20 protein-coding genes are annotated in these 25,590 nt (G+C 64.9%); 13 read left to right on the plus strand and 7 right to left on the minus strand.

Features of this window, described 5'->3' with window-relative positions:
- Positions 1-94: 94 nt before the first annotated feature.
- Positions 95-1,102, plus strand: a complete 1,008-nt coding sequence (locus tag ACZ9H4_RS17815) for a zinc-dependent alcohol dehydrogenase family protein (protein ID WP_408149994.1) — start codon at positions 95-97, stop codon at positions 1,100-1,102.
- Positions 1,103-1,196: 94 nt separating this feature from the next.
- On the opposite strand, the gene ACZ9H4_RS17820 is transcribed toward ACZ9H4_RS17815, so the two are convergent.
- Positions 1,197-1,820, minus strand: a complete 624-nt coding sequence (locus ACZ9H4_RS17820) for an ABC transporter ATP-binding protein (protein ID WP_408149996.1) — start codon at positions 1,818-1,820, stop codon at positions 1,197-1,199.
- Between the two features lie 365 nt (positions 1,821-2,185).
- Here ACZ9H4_RS17820 and ACZ9H4_RS17825 point away from each other — a divergent pair, with 365 nt between their 5' ends.
- A complete protein-coding gene (locus ACZ9H4_RS17825; RefSeq protein ID WP_408327398.1) occupies positions 2,186-3,499 on the plus strand; it encodes an MFS transporter in 1,314 nt (437 codons plus the stop codon).
- Positions 3,500-3,502: 3 nt separating this feature from the next.
- On the opposite strand, the gene ACZ9H4_RS17830 is transcribed toward ACZ9H4_RS17825, so the two are convergent.
- Entirely contained in the window at positions 3,503-4,540 is a 1,038-nt protein-coding gene (locus tag ACZ9H4_RS17830) for a helix-turn-helix domain-containing protein (protein WP_476120048.1), read from the minus strand.
- A gap of 310 nt (positions 4,541-4,850) precedes the next feature.
- Here ACZ9H4_RS17830 and ACZ9H4_RS17835 point away from each other — a divergent pair, with 310 nt between their 5' ends.
- Complete coding sequence (locus ACZ9H4_RS17835) at positions 4,851-5,135, plus strand: hypothetical protein (protein WP_408156230.1); 285 nt, start codon at positions 4,851-4,853, stop codon at positions 5,133-5,135.
- A gap of 764 nt (positions 5,136-5,899) precedes the next feature.
- Positions 5,900-7,804: an ATP-dependent metallopeptidase FtsH/Yme1/Tma family protein gene (locus tag ACZ9H4_RS17840; RefSeq protein ID WP_476120050.1), complete on the plus strand. Its 1,905-nt coding sequence runs from the start codon at positions 5,900-5,902 to the stop codon at positions 7,802-7,804.
- A 123-nt stretch (positions 7,805-7,927) separates the two neighbouring features.
- Here the strand turns inward: ACZ9H4_RS17840 and ACZ9H4_RS17845 are convergent, their stop codons facing one another.
- Both ACZ9H4_RS17845 and ACZ9H4_RS17850 read right to left on the minus strand, forming a co-directional pair.
- Complete coding sequence (locus ACZ9H4_RS17845) at positions 7,928-8,188, minus strand: hypothetical protein (protein ID WP_408156225.1); 261 nt, start codon at positions 8,186-8,188, stop codon at positions 7,928-7,930.
- 96 nt (positions 8,189-8,284) lie between these two features.
- Positions 8,285-9,472 (minus strand): acyltransferase family protein, encoded by a 1,188-nt coding sequence (locus ACZ9H4_RS17850; protein WP_408327390.1) that lies wholly within the window; start codon positions 9,470-9,472, stop codon positions 8,285-8,287.
- A 586-nt stretch (positions 9,473-10,058) separates the two neighbouring features.
- Between ACZ9H4_RS17850 and ACZ9H4_RS17855 the strand changes: the two genes are divergently transcribed.
- Together ACZ9H4_RS17855 and ACZ9H4_RS17860 are read left to right on the plus strand one after the other, a co-directional pair.
- On the plus strand, positions 10,059-11,192 hold the full coding sequence (locus ACZ9H4_RS17855) for an OpgC domain-containing protein (RefSeq protein WP_408150028.1): 1,134 nt from the start codon (positions 10,059-10,061) through the stop codon (positions 11,190-11,192).
- Positions 11,193-11,317: 125 nt separating this feature from the next.
- A complete protein-coding gene (locus ACZ9H4_RS17860) occupies positions 11,318-12,862 on the plus strand; it encodes a tannase/feruloyl esterase family alpha/beta hydrolase (RefSeq protein WP_476120375.1) in 1,545 nt (514 codons plus the stop codon).
- 233 nt (positions 12,863-13,095) lie between these two features.
- On the opposite strand, the gene ACZ9H4_RS17865 is transcribed toward ACZ9H4_RS17860, so the two are convergent.
- On the minus strand, positions 13,096-13,524 hold the full coding sequence (locus tag ACZ9H4_RS17865) for a hypothetical protein (RefSeq protein ID WP_408150010.1): 429 nt from the start codon (positions 13,522-13,524) through the stop codon (positions 13,096-13,098).
- 435 nt (positions 13,525-13,959) lie between these two features.
- Here ACZ9H4_RS17865 and ACZ9H4_RS17870 point away from each other — a divergent pair, with 435 nt between their 5' ends.
- The 3 genes from ACZ9H4_RS17870 (at position 13,960) to ACZ9H4_RS17880 (ending at position 17,134) form a co-directional block, all read left to right on the plus strand.
- Positions 13,960-14,886: an ABC transporter ATP-binding protein gene (locus ACZ9H4_RS17870; protein ID WP_476120053.1), complete on the plus strand. Its 927-nt coding sequence runs from the start codon at positions 13,960-13,962 to the stop codon at positions 14,884-14,886.
- Complete coding sequence (locus ACZ9H4_RS17875; protein ID WP_168664700.1) at positions 14,883-15,644, plus strand: ABC transporter permease; 762 nt, start codon at positions 14,883-14,885, stop codon at positions 15,642-15,644. Before ACZ9H4_RS17870 ends, ACZ9H4_RS17875 begins: the two co-directional genes overlap by 4 nt.
- Before the next feature lie 74 nt (positions 15,645-15,718).
- A complete protein-coding gene (locus ACZ9H4_RS17880; protein ID WP_476120056.1) occupies positions 15,719-17,134 on the plus strand; it encodes an amidase in 1,416 nt (471 codons plus the stop codon).
- A 96-nt stretch (positions 17,135-17,230) separates the two neighbouring features.
- Here the strand turns inward: ACZ9H4_RS17880 and ACZ9H4_RS17885 are convergent, their stop codons facing one another.
- Positions 17,231-18,232 (minus strand): autoinducer binding domain-containing protein, encoded by a 1,002-nt coding sequence (locus tag ACZ9H4_RS17885; protein WP_408150018.1) that lies wholly within the window; start codon positions 18,230-18,232, stop codon positions 17,231-17,233.
- Between the two features lie 183 nt (positions 18,233-18,415).
- On the opposite strand from ACZ9H4_RS17885, the gene ACZ9H4_RS17890 reads away from it, so the two are divergent.
- The 4 genes from ACZ9H4_RS17890 (at position 18,416) to ACZ9H4_RS17905 (ending at position 25,383) form a co-directional block, all read left to right on the plus strand.
- Entirely contained in the window at positions 18,416-19,327 is a 912-nt protein-coding gene (locus ACZ9H4_RS17890) for a helix-turn-helix domain-containing protein (protein ID WP_476120058.1), read from the plus strand.
- 572 nt (positions 19,328-19,899) lie between these two features.
- Positions 19,900-20,325: a DUF3830 family protein gene (locus ACZ9H4_RS17895; RefSeq protein ID WP_476120060.1), complete on the plus strand. Its 426-nt coding sequence runs from the start codon at positions 19,900-19,902 to the stop codon at positions 20,323-20,325.
- 193 nt (positions 20,326-20,518) lie between these two features.
- The gene (locus tag ACZ9H4_RS17900; RefSeq protein WP_476120062.1) at positions 20,519-21,739 is read left to right on the plus strand and encodes a sensor histidine kinase; all 1,221 of its coding nucleotides are present in this window, start codon (positions 20,519-20,521) and stop codon (positions 21,737-21,739) included.
- A gap of 365 nt (positions 21,740-22,104) precedes the next feature.
- Positions 22,105-25,383 carry a YadA-like family protein gene (locus ACZ9H4_RS17905; protein ID WP_476120064.1) on the plus strand — a complete coding sequence of 1,093 codons (3,279 nt, stop codon included), beginning with the start codon at positions 22,105-22,107 and terminating at the stop codon, positions 25,381-25,383.
- A gap of 68 nt (positions 25,384-25,451) precedes the next feature.
- On the opposite strand, the gene ACZ9H4_RS17910 is transcribed toward ACZ9H4_RS17905, so the two are convergent.
- A complete protein-coding gene (locus tag ACZ9H4_RS17910; RefSeq protein ID WP_408148972.1) occupies positions 25,452-25,586 on the minus strand; it encodes an MFS transporter small subunit in 135 nt (44 codons plus the stop codon).
- Positions 25,587-25,590: the final 4 nt, after the last annotated feature.

A 25,590-nucleotide genomic window follows, 5' to 3' on the forward strand; every position in this document is an offset into this window, starting at 1 on the left:
CGAAGCGTGCTTGCAAAGCGCGTGCGTAATGTGAGTCGCGCACGTCGCTCACCAGGCCCACGAAGCCGACAAAGCTCACGAAAGGAAAACAGACATGAAAGCCGTCAAGATCGGTTCGCCCGCCACCGTGGCGAATCTCCAGGTGGTCGATCTGCCCGATCCCGGTCAACCCGCGGCGGGCCAGATTCGCGTGCGCATTCACGCGAATTCGTTGAACTTCCACGACTTTGGCGTGGTGAACGGCAACCTGCCTGCCGAAGCTGGCCGCATTCCGATGGCGGACGGCGCGGGCGTCGTTGAAGCAGTCGGCGAGGGCGTCAGCGGATTCAAGGCGGGCGATCACGTCGTGTCGTGCTTCTTCCCGTTCTGGGAAAACGGCCCGCCGGCGATCGCCGATTTCTCGACTACGCCCGGCGACGGCGTCGATGGCTACGCACGCGAAGCCGTCGTGCTGCCGAGCCACTACTTCACGCACGCGCCGCGCGGCTACAGTCACGCCGAAGCCGCCACGCTGACCACGGCCGGGCTGACCGCGTGGCGCGCGCTCGTCGTCGACGGTCAGTTGAAGGCGGGCAGCACGGTGCTCGTGCTCGGCACGGGCGGCGTGTCGATCTTCGGCTTGCAGATCGCCAAGGCGATGGGCGCGTCGGTGATCGCGACGTCGTCATCGGAGACGAAGCTTGCGAAGCTGCGCGAGCTCGGGGCGGACCATACGATCAACTATCGCGACAACCCCGAGTGGGGCAAGCAGGTTCGTCAGCTGACGGGCGGGCGCGGTGTCGATCACGTGATCGAAGTGGGCGGTCCGGGCACCTTGCCGCAATCGATCACCGCTTGCCGGATCGGCGGCCATATTGCGCTGATCGGTGTGTTGACCGGCCGCGCGGGCCCGGTGCCGACGGCGGCGCTGATGGCGAGGCAGCAGCGCTTGCAGGGGCTGATCGTCGGCAGCCGCCAGGATCAGCTCGACATGATCCGCGCGCTGGAGGTGACAGGCATCAAGCCGGTGATCGACAGCACGTTCGCGCTGGAGAAGCTCGGTGACGCCTTCAGGCACGAGGAATCGGGCGCTCACTTCGGGAAGATCTGCGTGGCGGTGTGAGCTGTTCACTTGGCAGACGGGCGTGGCGCCAAGGTTCGCGCTGCCACGCCCGTTGCTGCCGCCATGGGCATGAGAGGCGACGCGTGATGCTCCGCTAGCCACGCCTTGCTAGTTCGGCGAAGCTGATGCTGGCCGCCTCGCACGCTTGAGTAAAAGCCGCGTCGTAGCTCGTGAAAAACACGGTGCGGGTTCGGGCCAGCGTCTTGAACAGATCGGCGAGCACGGCGCGTGCGCTTGCATCGAGTCCGCCGACCGGCTCATCCGCAATCACCACGCTGGTTTCGCCAAGCGCGGCTGCCGTCAGGAAGAATTTTTTGCGGCTGCCAAACGACATCTGCTCGAAGCGCTTGTCGAGATGCGGTGTGAGACCGAAGCGATCCGCCAGATCGAGCGTATCGCTCCCCACGGTCGTCTTTCTCTCCGACGCCACATGGTTCAGGTACTCGCGGCCGGTTCGGTCCGGCGAGGGCATGCAGTCTTCGGGCACATACGTGAGCACGGCTTGCGCGGCGAGCGGCGCACTGCGCAGCGAATGGCCGCCGAGCCACACTTCGCCGGCGTCGGCTGCGAGCGTGCCGGCGAGGATGCCGAGCAGGGTCGATTTGCCGCTGCCGGATTCATCGTTTAACGCGACGCATCCCGACGCGACGTCGTAATGCAGGTCTTCAAAGATGACGCGTTCGTTGTACCGCTTGCTGAGGTGGTCGAATCGAAGCATGAGTTGGAGCGTGGGTCGGCGCGACAAGGGCGCGTGGTTGGGCTGGGCGGTTGGCGTCGCGCCAGTGTAGCAGCGCCACGTGCGCCGGCGCGCCCAGTTCTCGCGCTTGAGTCCCGGCTTAGGATCGTGTTCTCATCCGGGATCGAAATCGAACGGAGCGTGCATCGTCATGGCGGGAAGTCTGGAGCGCGGCAAGCGCTCGTGAAGAAGACACCGCCGCGCGCTTATCAAGTTGTGTGGCGGCGCGCCGTTAATCATGGGAGACGATGGCAGACGACGGGAGACCGAACGCGAGACCCGTAACGAAAACCCCTTGGCCACGCCTTTCCCCCGAACCCCTTCGACGAACCCGCCGACCGCCACCCATGCACACCGCCGCCGGCACCCAGGCCCCGCCATCCCGCGCCGAACTCCGGCGCATCATTATCGCGATCGTGATCGGCAACGGCTTCGTTGCGTATGACTTCACCGTCTACAGCTTCTCGGCCGTGATCATCGGCAAGCTGTTCTTCCCGGCGAGCAATCCCGCGGCGTCGCTATTGCTGTCGCTCGCCACTTTCGGCGCGGGCTTCGTGATGCGCCCGCTCGGCGCGCTGATGATCGGCCACATCGCCGACAGCCGCGGCCGCAAGGCCGGTCTCACGGTATCGCTCGCACTGATGACGCTCGGCACGTGGCTGATCGCGTGCTTGCCGGGCTACGCGTCGATCGGTCCGGCGGCGGCCGTGCTGATGGTGCTCGCGCGGTTGATGCAGGGACTCGCGGCGGGCGGTGAGATCGGCCCCGCATCCGCCTCGCTGATGGAGTCCGCGGGTGACCGGCAGCGCTGCTTCATGGTGAGCTGGCGCGGCGCGAGCCAGGGCGCAGCCGCTTTCGCCGCCGCGCTGGTCGGCGCGAGCACCACGGCGTTGCTGTCGCCCGCCGCGATGCTCGAATGGGGGTGGCGCGTCCCGTTCGTGCTGGGCGGCCTGATCGGCCCGGTCGGCTGGTATCTGCGCCGCCGCATGCCGGCGGCCGCGCCGCGCCAGCGCGTGCGGCTCGACCCGCGGCGGCTGTTCGCGGAGCACCCGCGAGCACTCGTCTGCGGCATGCTGATGATGGCCGCGCCGTCGGTGAGCATCTACATCACCGTGTTCTACATGCCGGCCTACCTCGTTCGGACGCTGCATCGGCCGCCGGCGATCAGTCTGCTGACGGCCTGCCTCTCGGGCCTCGTCATTCTCGTGGTGACGCCACTGGTCGCGCGCGCGGCCGACCGGTTCGCGAGCCGCAAGACCTTGCAGTACGCGTTGCTATGGGCGTCGCTGCTGGTGGCCTGGCTGGCGTTCCGCGCACTGACCCACGGCGCGGGCGACCTCGCCGCGCTCGTCATCATCACCGCGTACGTGGCGCTGGCCGTCAACAACGCCGGCGCCGGTTCGGTACTGATGATGGAGGCGTTTCCGGCGCACCGGCGCGCCGCCGGGCTGTCGGTGATCTACAGCGTCGGCGTGGTGCTGTTCGGCGGCTTTTCGCCGTTTCTCGTCACCTGGCTGATCGAGCGCACGGGCGATCCGATGATTCCGGCCTGGTATCTGATGGGCGCGACCGTGCTGACGCTGATCGCGCTGAAATCGTTTCCGGAGCAGGCGGCGCCCCTTGCGTGCGCCGACAGCCGCGTGGCCCGGCCACTTGCCTGAGCGCTACGCCAGCTGGCGACGCTGCAAGTCCAGCGCGCGAAGGCGCATGTCCTGTGGGCTCATGTCGAAGGCGCGGCGAAACGCGCGGGTGAAATCGGACGCGCTGTTGAAGCCCAGTCCGTAGGCAATTTCCACGACGTGCCGGTGCGGAAACCGGACCAGTTCGTCCGCCGCTTCCCGCAACCGGCGATGGCGAATATAGGCGGCGAGACCGCCTTCGTGCTCGAACCAGCGATAGATCGTTGCGCGTTTCAGTTGCAGCGCCTCGACCACGCTGGTCGGCGTGAGGTCGGGCTGGTGCAGGTTGGCTTCGACGTGGCGGCGCACCCGTCCCATCAACGCGGCCTGCAGCGCGGCGCGGTCCGTGCCGCTCAGATGCGCCGCCTTGCGAAACGCCGCGACCAGCAACTGCGCGCCGGCGTGCAGCGTCTCGATGGCGGCGGCCGGATCGAGAGTGGGGATTTCGCGGGCGACCGCCGCGAGATGGTCGAGCACGACGCCCGCCAGCGGCGACTCCTTCTGGACGATGCGGCCGTGAATCCCGGCGCCGTCGCGCAAGCCCTCGTCGACCAGAGCGGCGGGCACGAACAGGCTCAGGAGGCGGCTCTCGGGGCGTTCGGCGCGAAACGGCTGGTTCAGGTCGAACGCGACGATGCCCTGCACCGAGCCCAGATCGCTGCGCTTCTTGCGCATGCCCGTCACGTGGCCGACTTCTCCTTCGAGAAAGAGCTGAAATACGTAATCGCGCCGCGTGTCGGTGGACACGCGCGCCACCGAACGTTCCAGCAGCATCGAATCGGTGCGGCAGTCCGTCAGCACCATCCCGCCGACCGCATAGAGGTCGATTTCACCGCGAAAACCCCGCGCGAGCTGCTCCTTCGACGGCGGCGCGTCGACCACGTGCCCCACGCGCTGACGCCAGGCGAGGAATTGCTCGTCGGGCGCGAGTCCGCGCGTGCTGAAACGGCTCGTCGAAATGATCGAGCGCGAATCGGCGGCGGCAGCCGCGGCCAGGTGGGACGGCAGTGAACGCTGGTTCATGAATCGGTTGGGGCGCCCAGGTAACGGCGGTTGACAGCGGTTCCGGCGACGGGACGGCGGCAAGTGCCGGTCAACGAATTTTCTCGCGCCGCGCGTCCAATATTGAGACAGATGGTAAAGCCTAACAAAAAAGCTGCGATATCGTCGCACGATTAGATTGCAGATCGGTTTCGCCGACGGCGCCGCAGATTGGCTGGCTGACGCCCCGCACCGGAATCGCAACTGCGCAAGACAAGCCGACCCGCCGGGTACGGCGCAATGGGCGGCGAGGTCCACGCTTTGCCAGCAGGCAAGACACGGGGTATGAACGATGAGCGGCACGATCAAGCAACCGACCGCGCAACGCGGCGGGCGGCGTCCGGCCAATCTGGTGGACAGCCAGTTGGAACATCTTGAGAACATGGTCGAGTACGTCACGCGCGCGGGCACGGCGCACTTGCAGCACGGGTTCGACCATGAGTATTGGGAAAAGCGCGTCCGGCTACTGGAAGAGACGCACGAACTGATTGCGAGCCAGCGACAACGGAGCGCCAGGCTGCTGGAAAGGCTGGCGAGCGAAGCGCGAATCGGGTTGAAGCGGCGCACGGCCGCCTGAGCCGCTTAGTGGCTGGTTAGCGGATGGGAGTGCGAGGGCCGGGGTAGCAAAGCAGAGGAGAACGCTATCGACGCGGGCCAGCGTCGACAATAAAAAACCGTAGGACCTGAGAGAAAGTGGCAATGATGCGAACGGGCCCACAGAGGCTCGTCGCTCATCTGCCTTGGCCTGAAAGACGACTGGCCGCGTGAATCCATGCGGTTTCGCCGGCTGGCCTTGATCGCAGGCGTGCCGGTCACGTCAATAACCTTACCATCCGTTGTTCGCCCGCCTGAGGGCACGCCGCGCCGCGTGAGTATCGTCCGCAACAGGCCGACATCCTGGCGTAGAGGAAACAGGTCATCATGGCCTGCCGGTTATTTTAACGGGCATTTAAATAAATTGAGACTGAAGTAATTCTGACCGCTTTAATTGGGGTGCGGTTAAATATAGCTAATCAAACTACGCAGCTAATTTAACGCTGATAAACTGTGCGCCGGAGCAGTGCGGTAATGCCTCTCAAATCTTCACCCCGCTTCGTTGATTCCGGCAGCGTAAAACGCCGGATTGACGGCAGAAACAGGCCTTTTCCGTGGTTTCGAAGACGCATTCACACGACATACTGTCGCTAGTGAATGCGGCAAAAAGGGACGCATGCCTGGTTGTCCTTTCTTCCACGCACGCGCGGTGCTTATCGCTTCAGCCGATTTTCCCCGCCACTCTCCACCTCCCTGATTTTGACAAGTATTGGGGCTTGCCTTTGAGCCCGTTTTTGGAAGTGACTTATGAAGCCGGGAAACAATTCGCTTGGGAAACGACGTACACGCAAGGTCGCCGTCGCGGTGATGGCGGTGCTAATCGCGGCATTGCTCGCGCTGGGCTTCTGGCATTCCCGGCAGCGCGCGGCGCAGGCGGCGCCGGCGCTGACCGGCGTGGCGAGCCAGATGCGTCACGACCCGTCCGCATGGACGCACGAAGAGAAAGACGCGTCGGAGATGCTGCGCGATATTCACGACGCCAGGGTGACCGCGATCGGCGTGAGCCCCAGCGCGATCCTCGTGTCGACCCGTGACGGGGCGAAGTATTTCGTCACCGACCACAACGCGACGTTCTCGCACGCGTTGCTGCTCGGCGAACCCAAATCCGGCGAGGCTACGCCGTATCAACTCGTGTGGCTGCCCGATGCGGACATCCGCACCGACGGCGCGCGCCTGACCCAGGCGTTGGACCATGTGCGCGACGCCATCAGCGTGCTGTTGCCGCTGCTGCTGATCGGCGGGATGGTGTGGTTCATGCGGCGCGAAATGAAGGGCGGCGCGAGGCTGCTCAGCGAAACGCCGGCGCTGCGCTTCGACGATGTGATCGGCGCGGGTGAAGCGAAAGCCGCGCTCGCCGACATTCGCGGCTATCTCTCCGATCCGAAGCAGTTCACGTCGATGGGCGTGCGTGCGCCGTGCGGCATTCTGATGGTAGGCGGCCCGGGCGTCGGCAAGACGCGGCTCGCGCAGGCGCTGGCCGGCGAGTGCGGCGCGAGCTTCATTTCGATTACCGGCAGCTACTTCAGCGCGAAGTACTACGGCGTCGGCATCCAGAAGGTCAAACATCTGTTCGAACTGGCGCGCAAGAATGCGCCGACGGTGATCTTCATCGACGAGGCCGACGGTCTCGCGAAACGTACCGACACCGGCGGCGGCCCCGTCGAAGCCGAGAGCAACCGGATCATCAATCAGTTGCTGGCGGAAATGGACGGCTTCGCGTCGAACGAAGGGGTCATCATCGTCGCCGCGACCAACCATCCCGACAATCTCGACGAGGCGTTGCGCCGGCCGGGCCGGTTCGATCGGACCGTGCAGGTGCGTTTGCCCGACCGCGAAGACCGCGCGAAGATTTTCCGTTTCTACGCGGAGAAGCTGAAGTCGAAGGCGGCGGATATCGACTACGACCAACTCGCGCGGCTGACCACGGGCCTGTCGCCGGCCACGGTCGCGATGGTGGTGAACCAGGCCGGGCTCGTCGCGCGCAAAGCCGGCGACACGGAAATCGCCGCGAAGCATTTCATGGAAGCGATCAAGATTGCGCGCATCGGCGACGTGAGCGGCGCCGAGCGCGCGCTCAGCGAAGACGAACGCACGCGCATCGCGGTGCATGAAGCGGGACATGGACTGGTTGCCGCCCTGCTGGACACCGGCGTGCTGGAAGAGGTGACGATTTTGCCGCGCGGCGGCGCGTTGGGCGTCGCGCTCGTCACCAAGGCGCAGGACAAGCATCTGTACCGTGAGACCGAAATCCGCAACGAGATCCAGGTGTTGCTCGGCGGGCGCAACGCGGAAATTCTGACGTTTTCCGAAGCATCGAGCGGCGCCGCATCGGATTTGCAGGAGGCGTCGCGGATCAGTCTCGACATGGTGTCGAAGTTCGGCTTCAACAGCGACGGCGATCTGTTCAGCCTCGCGGCGCTGCCGTCGCAGTACGCGGGCTTGCAGATGAAGAGCGCGATCGAGCATGCGAACGTGCTGCTCAAGGAATTGAACGAGCTTTGCTACAAGCTGCTGCATGCGTATGAACCGGTGCTGCGCGCAATCGCCGACGAACTGCTGGAGCATGAAACCGTTCCTGGTGAAACGGTTTATCGGTTGATCAAGGAACACAAGAGTACGCTCACGATCGTGCACGAACCGGCTGCGGCTTGAGCGTAAGAGCGGCCTGCCGAACGCGGCTTCAATTTCAACGCGCACGGAAGCGCGGACCCTTTGCGGCTGCGCGCTCGCTGCCTCGGACTTGCTCTTTCCCGAGCATTGCCGCTCGCTATGCGGCTATGCGAAGTCGGACGGTCCGGGGTCAGGCACACCCGGCGGCGTGTCGGTATTGCCTAACGGGGTGCCGTCGCCTTCATCTTTCTCCGGCACAGGGTCCTCGCCTTTGTGCGGCAACGGCTGATCGAGGCCGGGTTCGACCGGTGTCGGAATCGCATCTCCAATCGGTTTGGACACTTCGGTGGGCGGGCTGCCCGGGTCTTCGTCGGCCCGCCGCTCATGCTCGTCATGCTCGTTCGGGACATTTGCGGTGTTTGCCACGACGTTCTCCGGTTGATGAGGTTCAACGGTACGCCGCAAGCCGCGTTCCACGCCCTCTTTGAGGTCTCGATATAGCGCTCGACGCAGCGCGAGCGCTCACGCAGCATCGGAGGTGGTGCTATCTTCGCGCAGCGCGCGTCCATTGCGCAGCTTCAACGCAGATGGCGTTTGCGCCGCAACCGGGCGCGCCGCGTGCGCAGCAGACTTGCGCCGCGTCTTCAACCGGAGAATCGGCTCCTCGATCAGCCGCCAGGAGAGCACCGCTATCGCCAGCGAGATCGCAAACGACGCGGCAATGCCCGCCGCGTGCGCCCACATCGGCACCGTGCCGCCGAAAAACGCCGCAGCGTGATGGTTGCGGGTCAGATCGGGAATCAGGTTGTGATAGAGGTAGAAGCCATAGCTGATGCGCCCGAAGCTCACCAGCCACCCCGCCTCGAGCATACCGATGACAACCGCATTGCGGCAGCACGCGATCGAGCCGACCAGCGCCGCGATGCATACGCCGTACACTGCGCTGATCACGGTGAACAGCATTGGATTGTCCAGTTCGCTCCACCTCGGCTCGGTCGCGCACAAGCCCACGAGAGCGAGACTCAAAGCGAACAGCGTCATACCGCGCCCGAGCCAGGCCCGCAGGGCGCTTTGCTCGCGGGCGATCATCAGACCGCCGATCCCGCCCAACGCCAGCAGCCAGAAGTTGGTCAACGGATGCGTGTAGATCGTGATCTCGTCCCAATGCGCGGAGCGCATCGCCAGCAGGGAAATCAGTCCGACCACGACGATCGTCCAGCACACCGCGCGATGCCGACGTGCGGCGACCAGCAGCAATAGCGGCGCCACCACGAGATAGAACTGCTCCTCGATCGCCAGACTCCACAGATGCGAGTAGCGCCCCGGCCAGTAACGCAGCACCGAACCGATCCAGAAGTTCGTCAGATACGCGAAATGAAACGGCATGCCGCTCGCGAGTTCGGGACTCGCGAGACCGAACGCCATCAGCACGCACATCACCACCAGCATCAGGTAGTAGATCGGAAAGATGCGCAGGGTCCGGCGAAACAGAAAGCGCCTGAGTTCGGCGCCGAACCGGCTGGCACCCGCTTCGATGCGCGCACGTTGCGAGGAAAGAATGCCGATGATCAGAAAGCCGCTCAGCGCGAAGAAGATCCATACACCGAGATGCCCGATCTCGCCGATGTCGCCAAACAGCCGGTGCTGAAAAAATACCATCAGCACTGCGATGGCGCGCAATCCGTCGAAGCCGGCGATTCTGTTGTTCATGTGGTTGTCTTCCAGAGCGAAGGCGTGCGCGGCGCGCAGCCGTTCAGGGCAGTAGTGGAAGGACCGGCGTGCCCAGCGATGGCGAAGCCTGGCCGCGGCGAAAAGATGGCGTCGTCATGACGCCTGGCGAGCCGACCGTTCGAGGTTCGGCTGGCAACGTGTCCGGTCCACATGAGTGGCCGCCGCCGGAAGAGGGCATCGCGCGACTGGCACGCGCGAGCTCCGGCGGGCAAGCGTGCAACCATCGTACGATGAAAAAAAGCGAAAAAAATCGCAGCGCGCGTTCGGTGATTTTTTTTCCGCAGTCATGACCGGGCGTGTGCGCGTTTTGCGTGCCAAACCCGCAAAACTTGCCGCGAATCGAAGGCGCGATGACTCAGTATTACCGCACGCCGACAGCCCGATTTCAGATTGCCGTCTTGAGGAACGCAATTAAAGGCCGGTTGTCAGCGCGCGTTGGCAGCACGCACGAGGCCGGCCGGAACGAATTATCGTCATGGTGTTCGTACGAACGACGGCGGCTCATGGATCATTGCTCATGGCCGCTTTTCCCGGCGCGTCGTTCGCGCCATTCTTCGAGAGCCTGATGGACATTCGTCGCGGCCGTTGCGAAGCAAGTCCCGCAAGGGGGCGCTCGATCGAAGTGGATTTCTTCCGCGGCGTCGTGCTGATCGTCATCGTGCTGGACCACATTCCAGGCAGCACGTTGTCGCATCTGATGTTGCATGCGTACGCGTTGTGCGACTCGGCGGAAGTGTTCGTGTTTCTCGGCGGCTATGCGTCGGCGGCGGCGTATACGGCGGTGCTCGCGGGCCGTGGCGAGAGCGCGGCGAAAATGCGCTTCGTCAGACGCTGCTGGGAAATCTATCGCGCGTATCTGTTGACGGCGATGTTGACACTCCTGTCCGGCGCGGTCCTCGCGCTGCTGCATCTGAATCCGCCGATGGTGGAGCTGACCGGCTGGACGCCGTTCGCGGGTGCGCCGCTGCGCGCGGCGTTCGATATCGCGGTGCTGCGGCGTCAACCGTATCTGTCGAGCGTGTTGCCCATGTACGTGATGTTTGCACTGTGCGTGCCGTTCGCGGTGCCGTTCGCGCGCCGTGCGCCGTGGATCGCGCTCGGTCTGAGCGTGGCGATCTGGGCGTTCGCCCGGCCGCTGGCCGCGTTATTCAGCATTGACGACATGGCCGACTGGGCTTTTAATCCGTTTGCATGGCAACTGATGTTCGTGCTCGGCATGCTGTGCCGGGTGCAGCCCATCAGCGAGCGCTTTCACGCAAGCCGCACCGCGCGCTGGTTCACGCGCGCCGCGGTGGTCGCGGTGCTGGCGTTCGCCGTCGTCAAACTCTTCGTGCTGACGCAACCGTTGCCCGGCACGTTTAAACAGAACCTGTCCGTGGATCGCGTGATCAACTTCATCGTCATCGCCTGGCTCGCCGCGCAACTCGTGCGCATGGGCAGCATCGCGCGGCTCGCGCGGCGGCTGCCCGCGGTCGTGACGGTCGGCCGCACCGGGCTGGTGTGTTTCGTCGCCGGCACGCTGGTGTCGTTGATCGTCGATACGGCGACGCCGCATACGTTCCATGGCTTTCGCGGCGTGCTGATCGGGCTTGGCGGCGATCTCGTCGCGATCGGCGCCGTGCTGATGATCGCGCGCGGCTGGAGCGGCTGGAAAGGGCAGCAGTCGGGTGCGCCTGCCAACGGCGCGGGTTACGGATGACGGTGCGGTGGCGCGCCCGGCGTCGCAGAGGGAATGCGCGTACGGCTGCCGGGGTCGTCGCCGGCATACTGCTTTCGCTTGCGGCTCAAGCGGTATTTGCCTCGCCCGGTGGCGAGCCTCTCGTGATGCGTTGCGCGGAGTTCGCGGGCGCGGTGCTGTCTCCTGAGCTGATTGCGTTGCCCACTGCCGGCGCGCAGATCGAAACCGCGGCCATGGTGCGCGCGACCGCGCCCGGCAATCAGCAAGGCGGCGAGTATTGCCGCATCACCGGGCGCATCAAGGGGCTCAAGGCGAGCACGCCCGATATCCGTTTCGATCTGAATCTGCCGCGCCGCTGGAACGGCCGCGCGCTGCAGATCGGCGGCGGCGGCTACAACGGCGTGGTGGTGAGCGGCACCGGCGTGATGCCGTTTTCGCCGGATCGCGCGCCGCTCGCGCAAGGCTATGCGACGTTCGGCGACGACTCGGGGCATGTCGGCGATTCGTCGCTGGCGGTGTTCGGCCTCGTCGACGAGGCGGTGACGAATTTCGGCTATGCGCATCTGAAGAAGACCCATGACGTCGCGCTCGCGCTGATCGCGCGCGCTTACGGCCGGCCGCCGCAGCGGCTGTATTTTGCCGGCGGCTCGACCGGCGGGCGCGAAGGCTATACGGTGATGCAGCGCTTTCCCGACGACTACGACGGTGTGATCGCCAATTCCCCCGCGCTCAATTTCTCGGGCGTGCGCCTGCTCGGCGTGAAGCTCGGACGCGCCGAGTACGCGACGCGAGGCGGCTTCATTCCGCCGCCCTTGCTCGACCGCATTTATCAACGCACGCTCGCCGCCTGCGACCGGCTCGACGGCGCGGCGGACGGCATCGTCAGCGATGTCGCCGCCTGTCGCGAGCACGAGGCGGAGATCGTCGATTCGCTGCATTGCGCGGGGTCCGCGCACGCATCCGACGAGTGCCTGACGGACGCGCAGCTTGCCACCTTGCTGGTGATGCGCGACGGCCTGTCCTTGCCCTACCGGTTGGCGTGGGACGTGACGGGTTATCGCGGCTACAACGTTTTTCAAGGCACGCGTCTGACCGGGCTGCTCGGGCTCGCGCATCAGCCGGAGCGCCTGCCGGTGCCGACGTTCTATGCCAACGGTTATCTGTTCGCGCAGGGCGACGGCTATATCCGCTATTTCGTGACGCGGGACGCGGACTTCGACCCGCTCGGATTCGACCCGCAGCGGCCCGGAAAATATCGCGCGCAACTAGTCGCGCTCTCGCAGACGATCGGCGCGATGAACCCCGACCTGTCGCGCTACATCGCACGCGGCGGCAAACTCATCACCGTGCAAGGCCTGGCAGACGAAGTCATCAGCCCGAATCAGACGATCGCGTATCGCCAGGCGCTGATCGATCGATTCGGCGTGGGGCCGGTCGACGGTTTCATGCGGCTATACATGGTGCCGGGGTTTCAGCACGGCAGCGGCGCGTTCGTGCCGTCAGTGGATCTGCTGGGCGCGCTCGACAACTGGGTGACACGCGGCGTGCCGCCCGAGACCTTGACGGCGACCGACATCGCCGCGGCGACCAATGGACGCTCACGGCCGTTGTGCCGCTATCCGCTGTTTCCGCGCTATCTCGGCAAAGGCAATATGAATCTTGCGGACAATTTCGAGTGTGCCGAGCCGTGAGGGGCGGCAGTCGCGAGATGGCGTCACGATGTGCCGGCCTCGCGGCCGGTGTCGTGCTTGCAAAAACTGCCGTTGGGTTGAAAGGCTAACTTGTCGGCTCGATGCCGCTGCCTTGCCGCAAATTTGCCGCAGAAAGCAGAAAGGCGACGGCGCCTCCATCGGCGTCGTCGCCTGTTCGAAGTGAGCCGCTGACCCGCGCGGCTGCGCTGCCTCGCTACCGCTTCGGCGATGGCTTACTGGCCTTTCTGCATCGTGCCGCCAGCCCCGTTGTTCATGTCGTTCATGCCGTTGCCGGTGCCACTGCGCGTGCCCTTGTTCATCCCGTTGTTCATGTCGCCGGTCGAGCGGTTCATCGACGGGCTATTGGGCGTTGCGCCCGTGCCGGTGCCCACGCCGCCGCCGGTGCCGGTCACGCCCGGCGAACCGTAGCCCGAGTTGTTGGGGTTCTTCATCGAGCCGGGGCCGACGCCAGGTGTGGCAGTCCCGCCCGCGCCGCCCGTGGTGCCGCCGCCGGCGCCGATGCCGTTACCGCCGCCGGCCCCCGCGCCCCCGGTGCCGCCCGCACCACCACCGCCCGCGCCGCCGCCCGCTTGCGCATAGGCGCCGCCCGACAGTGCCATCACGAGTACCGAAGCGAAAATCGTCCTGGTCATGTGTTTCATGATTACCTCCAGAGAATCGGGTTGATATCACGCAAGCGTTTTCGCTTACATGAATGAGCTGCCGCAAGCGGTGTGCCTCAGTCGTCGAGTGAAAGCACATGCCGCGATACCCTCGTCGCTTCTTCTTTGGAGTGGGGCGGGCTGGGCGACGCGCATGCCGCATGCCTGCACCCAGCCGTCGGCTCAAAGATCGAGCCATCGTCAGATCAATATGGAACCCGAACTATTTTGCATTGCAGCGAAGCGGTGGCTCGGCTTCGCCGGATTGCTTCGGAAGGCGGCATCGAAGGCCGGGAAGGCTACACCCGCTTCCGACGCCGCCACCCGGCGCGCTGCACGCTGCACGCTTTCGCACTTTCCATTACATTGCGGGTGCGGTCGAATATTTGCGCCGCTCCTTCCAATCCAATCACGGTGTCTGCCATCCTCGAATCCATGCAGCCAATCGTCTCGGTCACGAATCTGTCGAAAACCTATGCCAGCGGTTTTCACGCACTCAAAAACATCACCCTGGCCATCGACCGCGGAGAAATCTTTGCCTTGCTCGGGCCGAACGGAGCGGGCAAAACGACCCTCATCAGCATCATCTGCGGCATCGTCAATGCAAGCGAGGGCAGCGTGACGGTGGACGGCCGCGACATCGCGACGGACTATCGCGGCGCGCGTTCGCTGATCGGCCTCGTGCCGCAGGAGCTGACCACCGACTCGTTCGAAACCGTCTGGGCGACCGTCTCGTTCAGCCGTGGGCTGTTCGGCAAGCCGAAGAACCCCGCCTACATCGAGAAGGTGCTGCGTGACCTGTCGCTGTGGGAAAAGCGTGACAGCAAGATCATCACGCTGTCGGGCGGCATGAAGCGCCGCGTGCTGATCGCCAAGGCGCTTTCGCACGAACCGCGCGTGCTGTTTCTCGACGAACCGACCGCCGGCGTCGACGTCGAGTTGCGGCGCGACATGTGGAAGCTGGTGCGCTCGCTTGCCGAAAGCGGCGTGACGATCATCCTCACCACGCACTACATCGACGAAGCAGAGGAGATGGCCGACCGCATCGGCGTGATCAACGCGGGCGAGATCATGCTGGTCGAAGAGAAAACGGAACTGATGCGCAAGCTCGGCAAGAAGCAGTTGACGCTGCAACTGGAGAGCCCGCTCGCGCACGTGCCGGCGTCGCTGGCCGGTTATGCGCTGGCCGTCGCGAAAGACGGCCACGAACTGATCTACACATACGAAGGCGAGGGCGGCCGCACCGACATCATCGCGCTGCTCAAGGCGCTCGACGACGCCGGCATCCGCTTCAAGGACCTGCACACCACGCAGAGTTCGCTCGAAGACATCTTCGTCAGTCTGCTCCGAGGTGACCAATGAATATCTACGCGATGCGCGCAATCTACAAGTTCGAGATGGCGCGCACCTGGCGCACGCTGATGCAAAGCATCATCGCGCCGGTGATTTCGACTTCGCTTTACTTTGTCGTGTTCGGCTCGGCCATCGGCTCGCGCATCAAGGAAGTGGACGGCATCAGTTACGGCGCGTTCATCGTGCCGGGGCTGATCATGCTGTCGCTGTTGTCGCAAAGCATTTCGAACGCGTCGTTCGGGATTTACTTCCCGCGCTTTACCGGCACGATCTACGAGTTGCTGTCGGCGCCGGTGTCGTATCTGGAGATCGTTGTGAGCTATGTGGGCGCGGCGGCCACCAAGTCGATCCTGCTCGGCCTGATCATTCTCGCGACCGCCGGACTGTTCGTGCCGTTGCAGATCCAGCATCCGTTCTGGATGGTGCTGTTTCTGGTACTGACGGCGGTCACGTTCAGTCTGCTGGGGTTCATCATCGGCATATGGGCGGATGGCTTCGAGAAGCTGCAGATCGTGCCATTGCTGATCGTCACGCCGCTGACCTTCCTCGGCGGCACTTTCTATTCGGTCAACATACTGCCGCCGTTCTGGCGCGTCGTGACGCTGTTCAATCCGATCGTCTATCTGGTCAGCGGGTTTCGCTGGAGCTTCTTCGGTCTCGCCGATGTGAACGTCGAGTTGAGCCTCGGCATGACGGTGCTGTTTCTGCTGGTGTTCCTCGTGATCGTCCATTGGATCTTCAGGACCGGCTACCGGCTCAAGAGCTAATCGACGTTAATCGACGTTAATCGACGCGGCATGCGAAACTGGCGCGCACCTTCACCACGGAGCCGATAGCCAACATGTCCGTCGATTTGAGTCTGATTGAGCGCAGCGCGTGCGATGTCGTCGAGTTGCTGCGCGAGGAAGCGGTGAGTCCGCATGATCTGCTCGACACGCTTGCCGCGCAGGTAGCGCGCGTCGAGCCGCAGGTCAATGCGCTGCCCACGCTGTGTTTCGAGCGCGCGCACGCGCATGCCGACGCGCTGCTGAAAAAGCCGGTGGCCGAGCGCGGCCTGCTATGCGGGCTGCCGGTGCCGATCAAGGATCTGACCGATGTCGCGGGGGTGCGCACCACGCGCGGCTCGCTCGTGTATCGCGAGCGGGTTCCCGCTACCTCCGACGCCGGCGTGACGCTGCTCGAAGCGCGCGGCGGCGTCGTCTATGCGAAATCGAATACGCCGGAGTTCGGCTCGGGCGGTCATACGTACAACAGCGTGTTTGGCATCACGCGCAATCCGTGGGACCTGTCGCGCTCGGCGGGCGGGTCGTCGGGCGGCGCGGCGGCCGCGTTGGCGTCGGGGACCGCATGGGTCGCGCAGGGTTCCGATCTGGCGGGATCGCTGCGCACGCCGTCGGCGTTCTGCGGCGTGGTGGGTCTGCGCCCGACACCGGGACGCGTGGCGTACGGACCGGCCGCCAATCCCTACGACACGCTCGGCATTCATGGGCCGATGGCGCGCAACGTAACCGACGCGGCGCTGCTGCTCGACGCGATGTGCGGCGAAGTGGATAGCGCGCCGTTGTCGCTGAGCGAGCCCGCGCATTCGTTTCTCGCGCAGGCGCGCAGCCCGCGGCGTCCGGCGCGCGTCGCGTTCAGCGCGGGGCTCGGCATCGCCACGCCGGAAGCGGAGATTCTCGCGATCTGCCGCAAGACGATGGACCGGCTGGCAGGGGCGGGCGTCGGGGTGGAAGAAAGCGATCTCGATCTGAGCGCGGCGAAGCCGGCGTTTCACACGTTGCGCGGCATCGCGTACGCGACCAATTCCGAGGACGTGCTCGCGCAGCACCGCGATCTGCTCAACCCCAATGTCATCTGGAACATCGAGTTCGGCCTGCAACTGGACAACCGCGCGATGCGCTCGGCGCAGCGCACGCGCGCCGAACTGTTCCACAAGATGAACGCGCTCCTGCACCGCTACGACGTGCTGATCTGTCCGGCATCGATCGTGCTGCCGTTCCCGGTCGAAGCACGCGACATACGTGAAGCGGCCGGCCAGCACTTCGACACCTACATTGACTGGCTCGCGATCACCTATGCGTTGACGCTTACCGGCATGCCGGTCATGGCGATTCCGTGCGGGATGAGCGCGAGCGGTCTGCCGCTGGGGATACAGATCGTCGGCAAGGTGCGTGGTGAGGCGGCGTTGCTGTCGGCGGCACGCGCGATCGAGGAGATCATCGGCACGTGGGCGACCGGTAAGCCGGAAGTCCGCTGAGCGTTCAGCGAACCGGCAGGCGAGACGCTCATGCCGCCTGCTGCCTGAGCGAAGTCACGGCGTGGCGGCATTCACCGCCACGCCGTTAGCAGTCCGCTACGACACATATGCCTGCGCGACGTTGATCAACTGCACGCGATTGCGCACGTTGAACAACTGCCGCAACCGGCGCAGGTGATAGTCGACGTTATGCGGCGACAGCCCGAGGAAATAGGCGATTTCCTTGTCCCGCTGACCCTGCACCACGGCCTTCAGCACCGCGTGCTGCAACTCGCTCAACGCGACGCGCTGCTGCTGCGCGGGCGTAATGCCGATCACGCTCTTCGCGTGCGTCCAGATGAACTCGTGAATCGAGTGCGCGAACATCAGCGTTTCGGCGACGATCGATTCGGTCATCCAGCGCGGGTTGCCGATCTCAGAGTTGAAGCACAGGCTCGCGCTCAGTTCCGGCTCGGGCAGCGGCATCTGCGTGAGAATCCCGCTCTTGCGGCCGGTCGCCTCCAGCATGTCGATCAGCCCGCCCAGGCGCTCGCTGCGCATTTGCGCGCGCGGCAGATCGGCGCGCATGTCGACGGTGTTCCACAGGAGCGGCAGGCCGGTCGGCGACGCGAGCGCGACGCGCGGGTCCAGCTCGAAATAGCGCTCGCGGAAGTAGCGCGTGAGCCAGGTCTGCGACTCGTAGCTGGTCAGCGCGAACATCGTCTTGTGATGCGACGACGTGCGCGTGGCCGTATAGCTGAACGAGTCGAAGCCAAGCTGCCTGATGCGCCGCCGCACGAATTCGATGCGGTCCTGCGCGCTGCCGAACCGCCCCAGCGGACTGATGATCGGCGCGGCTCGCCGCGCGGCGGGCACGGGCGTGCCGATCTCTTCCTCGGTGAAGAGGGTGAGAAAGCCATTGGACGCCGCAGCGGTGGCGGCGCGGGACGATGCTCTCGATGCTTCAGCCGCGTGGACTGATTTCACGGCTTGCCGCGCGGCGGCCGGGTAGGCCGGGTGTGCGGAAGCCGCTGACTTGTATGCTGCCGACGCGTGCCCGGCTTCACCTTGCGGCGAGCCGGCCAGCCAGTGCGGCAGCGTATCGCATTCGTGTTCCATGAAACGGTAGCTCCGGCGTTCGAAACGCGTGAAAGACGACAACCTGAATGATTAGCTATTTCCAGAAATTACGGTAGCCGGTTCCTTGCTATCATTTTCGCGATCTTGCGCTGACAGCGGACCGGCAACGCGGGTATGGCGGGGTTTCTCCTTGCATACGGCACCTCCCTGGGAATGGATGTGATGGCACGAATTCCGAAGCTGACAACGACGCTCGCCTACGACCGCTACATGGCCGGCCAGAGACTGGTGTCGAGCGTGGACCGGCCGTGGCGTCACCTGGTCTTGCGCTCGTACCTCGAACCGGCCGAGCAGGAACTGCTGGAGGCGCCCGGGCTGCAGGACCTCACGCTGATGACGCTCGCGAGCGGCGCCGAGCATCTCGAACGCAATCTGAACGGACGCTGGGAGCGTGCCGACATGCGCGTAGGCGATGTCTGGTTCGTGCCGTCCTCGCCGATCTCGTGGCGCTGGCGCTCGCTCGGCGACGAGCCGCTGTCCACCGTGCATTTGCACATCGAGCGCGCCCTGATCGACAGCGTCGCCGAGCAGATGGAACTCGGCGGCTCGCGCGAACTGTCGCTGGGCGACGCGATGCGTTTTGACGATCCGTTGATCGCCACGATGCTCGGTGCGTTGCATCGCGCCGCCGCCGATCCGTCCGACTCGCGTCTCTATGTCGACGCGCTGGCTCACGCGCTCGCCGCGCATCTGTTGCAGCATTATTCGCGTGGCCGGCCTGCACCCGGCCGGCTGCCGGCCCAGCCAGAACGGCTGGTGCCGCGCCGGATTCGCCGCGTGACCGACTACATCCGCGCCAATCTGGCCGCCGATCTGAGCATCGGAGAACTGGCCGGGCAGGCCGGGCTAAGCAGTTTTCATTTTGCGCGGGTGTTTCGCCGCGAGGCCGGCGAGACGCCCCATCAGTTCGTCACGCGCTTGCGGCTCGAGGAGGCGGCGCGGCAGCTGCGCGCCACCGATCAGACCGTGTTGCAGATTGCGATTGCGGTTGGTTTCGAGAGTGCCAGTCATTTCTCCGTGCAGTTCAAGCGTGGCTATGGCGTGACGCCGCTCGCCTACCGGCTGCGCGGCTGAGTACGGATAACCGATACCGCGGGGTAGCGCAACGCGACACGGGCGGCGTTCAGCGAGGCGGCGGATCGGGTTAAGGCGGCCATTGGCGGTGGACGGCGGCGGGAAGCCTGGCCTCGTTCGGCGCCTGCGACGCGTTTATCTCGTCATGTGTCTCGTCTGTGGCGCTGGCCATTGCCCCCGCTTGCACCGTTTTCATCGTGCGGCGGAGCGGTGGTGCCGATGTGCTGCGCTGCGACTTACGGCCAGCCGCGCGGGTTCATCGCGAGGTGTTGTCAGCGAGTACATGCGGACAAGCAGGCCTCTGGCGGGAATCACGCGCAATGCGCAGTGTGCTTCGCATTGCGCGGCTTGCAAACTACGAACTTTCGTGGCGGCAGTCTGCAAGACCTGGCATGACCATGCCGTGCGCGCGTTGCCGGCACGTTGGGTACTGCAGGGCACTCACAGGTCTAACTGGCCTGACCGGTGCGGAAGCAACTGTACCTGTCGAAGCCTTGCGCCGGACGACAGAATGGTACGCGCTCGGCCTCGCCAGCCTCTCGGTTCAACCCCTCACACCGGACACCTTTGCGATGACCCGACTTCGAATCACCTCCTGCGGCCATGAGTTCATCGCCGAAACCCATCCCGACGCGCCGCACACGGTGGCTGCGTTCCTCAAGCTGCTGCCGTATCGCCAGAAGATCATTCACGTGCGCTGGAGCGGCGAAGGCTGCTGGGTTCCGCTCGGCGATTTCAAGCTGGAGAACGACGGCGTGGCGGTCGGCTTCGAGAACCACACGAGCCACCCGTCGGTCGGCGACATCCTGTTCTACCCGGGCGGCTACAGCGAGACCGAGATCATCCTCGCGTACGGTTCGTGCTGCTTCGCGAGCAAGCTGGGGCAACTGGCGGGCAACCACTTCCTGACCGTCGTCGAAGGCCGCGACAAGCTGCGCGAACTCGGCACCAAGGTGCTGTGGGAAGGCGCGCAGGAAGTGCTGTTCGAGAAGATCTGAAGCGCTCGCGCGGTCCATCCGTCTTAAACCCTGGTTAATTTTTGTCCGCCAGATCGCGCATACTGGAGGCGCGGGAGCGGCTGGCCGAGCGCTCACGATCTGCCTCGCGAGCGCGGATTGCAGCCCCTGCAGTCGCGTTGCGCAGGGAGCGGCACACCTATTTTTCGCCGTGTTGCGGCGCCAGGTCTCCTAGATGACAGACTCGCAAGTCCCCCCGTTGACTGCCTTCGCCGCCCAGTTGCGCTCGCAACAGGTCGATTTGACCGAACGCTGGATGAAGGCGGTCTTTCGCGACGCCGAACTGACCGAATCCGACCGGCTGACCTACGAACAACTCGCCGATCACATCCCCAACATCCTCGACGAAATCTGCAGCGTGCTGGAGAACCAGGACCTCGACCACGTGGAGGATGCGATCGAGCGCGACGCACGCCTGCACGGCAAATTGCGCTGGAAACAGGGCTACCGGATCGACGAACTGGTGCGTGAACTCGATCTGTTCCGGCAGATGCTGACGGGCGCGATCGTCGAATTCAGCGAAGCGCGGCCGTCTTTCACGCGGCGTCACGAGGAGCGGGCGCGGCATTTCATCGACGAAGCGGTCAGTTTCGTCACACTGACGTCAATCCGCGAGGTCGTCAGCGAGCGCGACAGGAAGATCGACGACTACACGGGCCGGCTCGAACGCGCGAATCACGAACTGACGCTCAAGCAGCGGCTGGTCGGCGATCTGCACGAATCGCGCATGCAGATCACGCGCAGCGTCGTGCACGATCTGCGCAACTTCCTCAATGTGTTTTCGATGGCGCTGCAACTGATCAGCCGCGCGCCGGCCAGAATCGACACGGCGCTTGCGCTGGCGAACCGCCAGGCCGCCGACATGAAAGCGCTGGTGGATGAACTGGTCGAATACTCGGTCGTCCTCGGCGACAGCAGTCCGGTGGTGCTGGAGCGTTTCGCGCTGCGCGAACTGTTCGACGAGCTGGTGAGCGCGTGCGCACCCGCGATCGAAGCGAAAGGGCTGCGCCTTCAGAGCGCATTCGACGGCGCCCTGGACGAGGTCGTGTCCAATCGGCTGAAGCTCAAGCAGATCGCGCTCAACCTGCTGACCAACGCGGCGAAATACACGAAGGCCGGCCAGATCGAATTGACGATGATGGCTGCACAGGGCGAGCACTGGCGTCTGCGCGTGTCGGATACCGGCGTGGGAATCGGCGCGTCCGATCGGGAGCGCGTGTTCAAGGAGTTCGAGCGCGCCACCGACGACGACATTCCGGGCGTCGGCCTGGGTCTCGCGATCGTCAAGGAATTGTGCCGGGTGCTCGAAGGCGACATTCGTTTCGATTCGCAGGAAGGCGAGGGGACCATTTTCGAGATCACCTTTCCGATGCGCTTGCCGGTGGCGGGTGCCTGAAGCGGCCGCTGTCGTTTTTCCTTCCATTGCCCTGAGTTGGGTTCGATGACCCATGTCCGTCTCTTTACTCTGAGACGAATTCAGCGCGCGTCTTAAAGCGACCTAAGAAAACAACGCTCCAGTTAGGAAATCTGGCAGCTTTCGTCTTAGTACCGCTCTGCCGTTTTTCTTAATTGAGCTAAAAAATACTCTTTTAAGAGTAGTCGTATTTCCCAATCCGATTCTGTCGAGGACACTGGGCTCTTCGCTTTTGCCGGCCAAGTGGAAGCGCGCTGCATTCCTAAGTGATGGCGTGATCAGGCTGATTACTTAGGATGGCGTAGGAAAAATCTTGGCGAGTGAATCTCAAAAGAAGATTGGGAGCCGTGTTGAACAAGACATATCAAACCGTATGGAACAGAACCACCCGCATCTATGCGGCCGTCTCCGAGCTGGCAACGCGGCGAGGCGCGTCCGGCGTCTCGGTGTGCCGGGCGCTGACGGCCGCCTGCGCCGGTCTGTTGGGCGCGCTGACGCTGTCGCAGGCTGCCCGCGCCGACGATTGCACGCCGCAGGTGCCGAGTTGCATTAACCTCGCGCAGGCGTTGACCACGCAAGTGGCAAGCGCGTCCAGCCCGGCCGCCAATGACGCTGCGATGTCCCCGGAAACCGCTGCCGCGATCAACAACGCCAGCGTGTTCGCCGGCACGCCGGTGGATGGGGGTGGGAGCGCGGCGAGTCAGCCGATCATGATGCTGGCGGCGGTGGCTCCCACGCCGGTGACCGATTACATCTCCGTGAGCCCCAATGTCGTTCAGGGGAGCAGCACCAGCGCATCGGACGCGCTGAACGCGATGGCGATCGGCCCCGTGGCCGCGGCAACGGGTATCAATGCGCTGGCTGTCGGCGGGGGCTCGGCGGCGGGTAGCGACGGCTCGACCGCAGTCGGCTCCTCGGCGGGCGCGCTGTCGGTGAACTCGACTGTCGTCGGCGCGGGGGCGACGGTCGGCGCACTGTCGGACAACTCGATCGCACTCGGCTACAACTCCCGTTCGAGCGGGCTCAACAGCGCGTCGATCGGCGGCCTCGCGAGCGCGACGTCGGCTGGCGCGGTGGCGATCGGCTATGACTCGTTCGTCAGGCAGACGGCGCCGAACGGGCTGGCCATGGGCTCGAACGCCACGGCCACCGCGGCGGGGGCGGTGGCGTTGGGCAGCGGCTCGATGGCGGATCGCGCGAACGTGGTCTCGGTCGGCAACAGCGCGCTGAACCGGCAGATCGGGTATCTCGCGGCCGGCACGCAAGTCACCGACGCGGTCAACGTCGGCCAGCTCGCTGGCGTGGCCGCCGCACTCGGCGGCGGCGCGTCGGTCGACTCGGATGGTGCGGTGGTCGCGCCGTCCTACACGGTGGGCGGCGCGACTTATCACGACGTCGGCGCGGCATTGGCCGCGGCCGCGTCGGACGGCGTGGCCGCGAGCTCCGACGCCTTGCGCTACGACACCACGGCGCATGACATCGCGACGCTCGGCAATCGGGGCACGGCCGTCAAGCTCACCAACGTCGCGGACGGCACGCTCAGCGCCGATAGTTCCGACGCCGTGACCGGCGCGCAGTTGTATGGCGTCGATCAGGCGGTCACGCAAAATTCGACGGCCATTACCAATATCACCAACAACGTCAGCAATATCGCCGACGGGACCTTGGGTCTGCTTCGGCAGGATCCGGTTTCGCGCGATCTGAGCGTCGCGAAGGACACGGACGGTGTGCATGTCGACTTCACGGGCAAGGACGGGCCGCGCGAGCTGCTCGGCGTCGCGGCGGGGACGACGGCGGGTTCCGCGGTCAATCTCGGACAGCTCGGTCCGGTCGTCGAGTCGCTCGGAGGCGGCGCAACCGTCAATCCGGACGGCACGATCCAGAAGCCCGTCTACAGCATCGGCGGATCCACATATGGCGACGTCGGCGCGGCACTCGCGGCAGCCGTCGCGACAAGCGTGGGCGCGGGCGCCGATGCGCTCCAGTACGACTCGGCGGCGCACGACAAGGTCACTTTGGGCAACCTGCCCGTGCCCGTCCAGCTCACCAACGTGCGCGCGGCCAATCTTGCCGCCGATAGTTCGGATGCCGTCAACGGCGCGCAACTGTTCAGCACCAATGAGGCCGTCGCGCAGAACACCGGCAGCATCACGAACCTCGACCAGCGCACCACGACGATCGAAGGGGACGTGAGCAGCATCACGAACCAGATCACGAACGGCGAGATCGGTCTCGTGCAGCAGGATCAGGCGTCGCGCGATCTCAGTGTGGCCAAAGATACGGACGGCGCCCGCGTCGATTTCACCGGCACGGCTGGCGCGCGCGAACTGACCGGCATTGCGGCGGGCATGACGGATTCGTCGGCGGTCAATCTCGGCCAGGTCAGACCGATGGTGGCCGCGTTGGGCGGCGGCGCGCAGATCAACGCAGACGGATCGGTGAGCGGCCCCACGTATCACGTGCAGGGCGGCACACAGGCCAGCGTCGGCGACGCGCTCGGCTCGCTCGACAGCGGACTCGCCACGTTGCAGCAGAACATGGAGACTGGCGGCATCGGCATGGTCACGCAAGATGCGGCAACCCGCGTGATCAATGTCGGCGCGGCGACCGATGGCTCGCTGATCAACATGGCCGGCACGGCGGGCAGCCGGGTCGTCACCGGCGTGGCGGCGGGTGCGGTCGGTCCGTCGAGCACCGACGCGGTCAACGGCGCGCAACTGTATTCGCAGGCAGCGAGCACGGCGGTGGCGCTCGGCGGCGGGGCGACGGTCAATCCGGATGGAACGATGACCGCGCCGTCATACAAGGTGGGCGGTACGGTCGTGAGCAATGTCGGCAGCGCGCTGACCAATCTCGATGGCCGCGTGACGCAGAACAGCACGGACATCGCCGGCTTGCAGAGCAGCCTCGTCAACCTCAACGGCGCGGTCGCGAATGCGGTGCAGTACGACAGCTCGGCCCACGACAAGGTCACGCTCGGCGGCACGGCCGCCAATGCGCCGAAGGTGCAGTTGACCAATCTGAAGGATGGCGAACTATCGGCCACCAGCAGCGACGCCGTGACCGGCGCGCAACTGTGGAGCACGAACCAGCAGCTCGGCAGCCTCAATCAGGTCATCAACAATATTCAAACCACCGGCGACACGTACGTATCCGTCAACAGTTCCGGCAACGCGGCGCAGGCGATCGGCAATGGTTCCGTCGCGCTCGGCGGCGGCGCGAAGGCCTCGGCGCCGAACTCGGTGGCGATCGGCGAGGGCTCGGTGGCCGATCAGACGGGCACGGTGTCGGTGGGCTCGGCCGGCAACGAGCGCCGCATCACCAACGTCGCGGCGGGGCAGGCGCCTGCAGACGCCGTGAACATGCAGCAGTTCCAGGGCGGCATCAACGAGGTCGCGCGCAATGCGTATTCGGGCACCGCGTCGGCTATCGCGCTGACCATGGTTCCGGAGGTCGATGCAACGAAGAACCTCGCGCTCGGTGTCGCGACGGCTGGCTACAAGGGATATCAGGCGGTGGCGGTGGCTTTGTCCGCGCGCGTTACGTCGAATCTGAAGGTGAAAGTCGGCGCGGGCGTCAGTTCCGCTACGACGACAGTCGGCGCCGGCGCATCGTACCAGTGGTAAGGAGGGAGGACTTGCTACGCGCTTCGTCGGCACCCCGTCGCCTGAGCGGACGGGGTGCCGGGCGGGTATTACTTGAACAGCTTCATTGCCTGCGAGATCGTATTGACCACGCCCCATGCCAGCGGCAGCGTCACGTACAGCCAGAAAATGGCGAGCTTCGCCTTGCTGGACTGAGGCACGGTTTGAGTGTGAGCGGTCGACATGCGG

Source organism: Paraburkholderia sp. TE9906 (assembly GCF_056279605.1).

What these genes read in the sequence shown, in the direction of transcription:
- ACZ9H4_RS17895 (WP_476120060.1), top strand. Translation starts at nt 19,900, where the DNA reads ATGACCCGACTTCGAATCACCTCCTGCGGCCATGAGTTCATCGCCGAA.
- ACZ9H4_RS17855 (WP_408150028.1), top strand. Translation starts at nt 10,059, where the DNA reads ATGGACATTCGTCGCGGCCGTTGCGAAGCAAGTCCCGCAAGGGGGCGC.
- ACZ9H4_RS17860 (WP_476120375.1), top strand. Translation starts at nt 11,318, where the DNA reads ATGCGTTGCGCGGAGTTCGCGGGCGCGGTGCTGTCTCCTGAGCTGATT.
- ACZ9H4_RS17900 (WP_476120062.1), top strand. Translation starts at nt 20,519, where the DNA reads ATGACAGACTCGCAAGTCCCCCCGTTGACTGCCTTCGCCGCCCAGTTG.
- ACZ9H4_RS17865 (WP_408150010.1), bottom strand. Translation starts at nt 13,524, where the DNA reads ATGAAACACATGACCAGGACGATTTTCGCTTCGGTACTCGTGATGGCA.
- ACZ9H4_RS17835 (WP_408156230.1), top strand. Translation starts at nt 4,851, where the DNA reads ATGAGCGGCACGATCAAGCAACCGACCGCGCAACGCGGCGGGCGGCGT.
- ACZ9H4_RS17820 (WP_408149996.1), bottom strand. Translation starts at nt 1,820, where the DNA reads ATGCTTCGATTCGACCACCTCAGCAAGCGGTACAACGAACGCGTCATC.
- ACZ9H4_RS17840 (WP_476120050.1), top strand. Translation starts at nt 5,900, where the DNA reads ATGAAGCCGGGAAACAATTCGCTTGGGAAACGACGTACACGCAAGGTC.
- ACZ9H4_RS17825 (WP_408327398.1), top strand. Translation starts at nt 2,186, where the DNA reads ATGCACACCGCCGCCGGCACCCAGGCCCCGCCATCCCGCGCCGAACTC.
- ACZ9H4_RS17910 (WP_408148972.1), bottom strand. Translation starts at nt 25,586, where the DNA reads ATGTCGACCGCTCACACTCAAACCGTGCCTCAGTCCAGCAAGGCGAAG.
- ACZ9H4_RS17870 (WP_476120053.1), top strand. Translation starts at nt 13,960, where the DNA reads ATGCAGCCAATCGTCTCGGTCACGAATCTGTCGAAAACCTATGCCAGC.
- ACZ9H4_RS17830 (WP_476120048.1), bottom strand. Translation starts at nt 4,540, where the DNA reads ATGAACCAGCGTTCACTGCCGTCCCACCTGGCCGCGGCTGCCGCCGCC.
- ACZ9H4_RS17885 (WP_408150018.1), bottom strand. Translation starts at nt 18,232, where the DNA reads ATGGAACACGAATGCGATACGCTGCCGCACTGGCTGGCCGGCTCGCCG.
- ACZ9H4_RS17815 (WP_408149994.1), top strand. Translation starts at nt 95, where the DNA reads ATGAAAGCCGTCAAGATCGGTTCGCCCGCCACCGTGGCGAATCTCCAG.
- ACZ9H4_RS17880 (WP_476120056.1), top strand. Translation starts at nt 15,719, where the DNA reads ATGTCCGTCGATTTGAGTCTGATTGAGCGCAGCGCGTGCGATGTCGTC.
- ACZ9H4_RS17890 (WP_476120058.1), top strand. Translation starts at nt 18,416, where the DNA reads ATGGCACGAATTCCGAAGCTGACAACGACGCTCGCCTACGACCGCTAC.
- ACZ9H4_RS17875 (WP_168664700.1), top strand. Translation starts at nt 14,883, where the DNA reads ATGAATATCTACGCGATGCGCGCAATCTACAAGTTCGAGATGGCGCGC.
- ACZ9H4_RS17850 (WP_408327390.1), bottom strand. Translation starts at nt 9,472, where the DNA reads ATGAACAACAGAATCGCCGGCTTCGACGGATTGCGCGCCATCGCAGTG.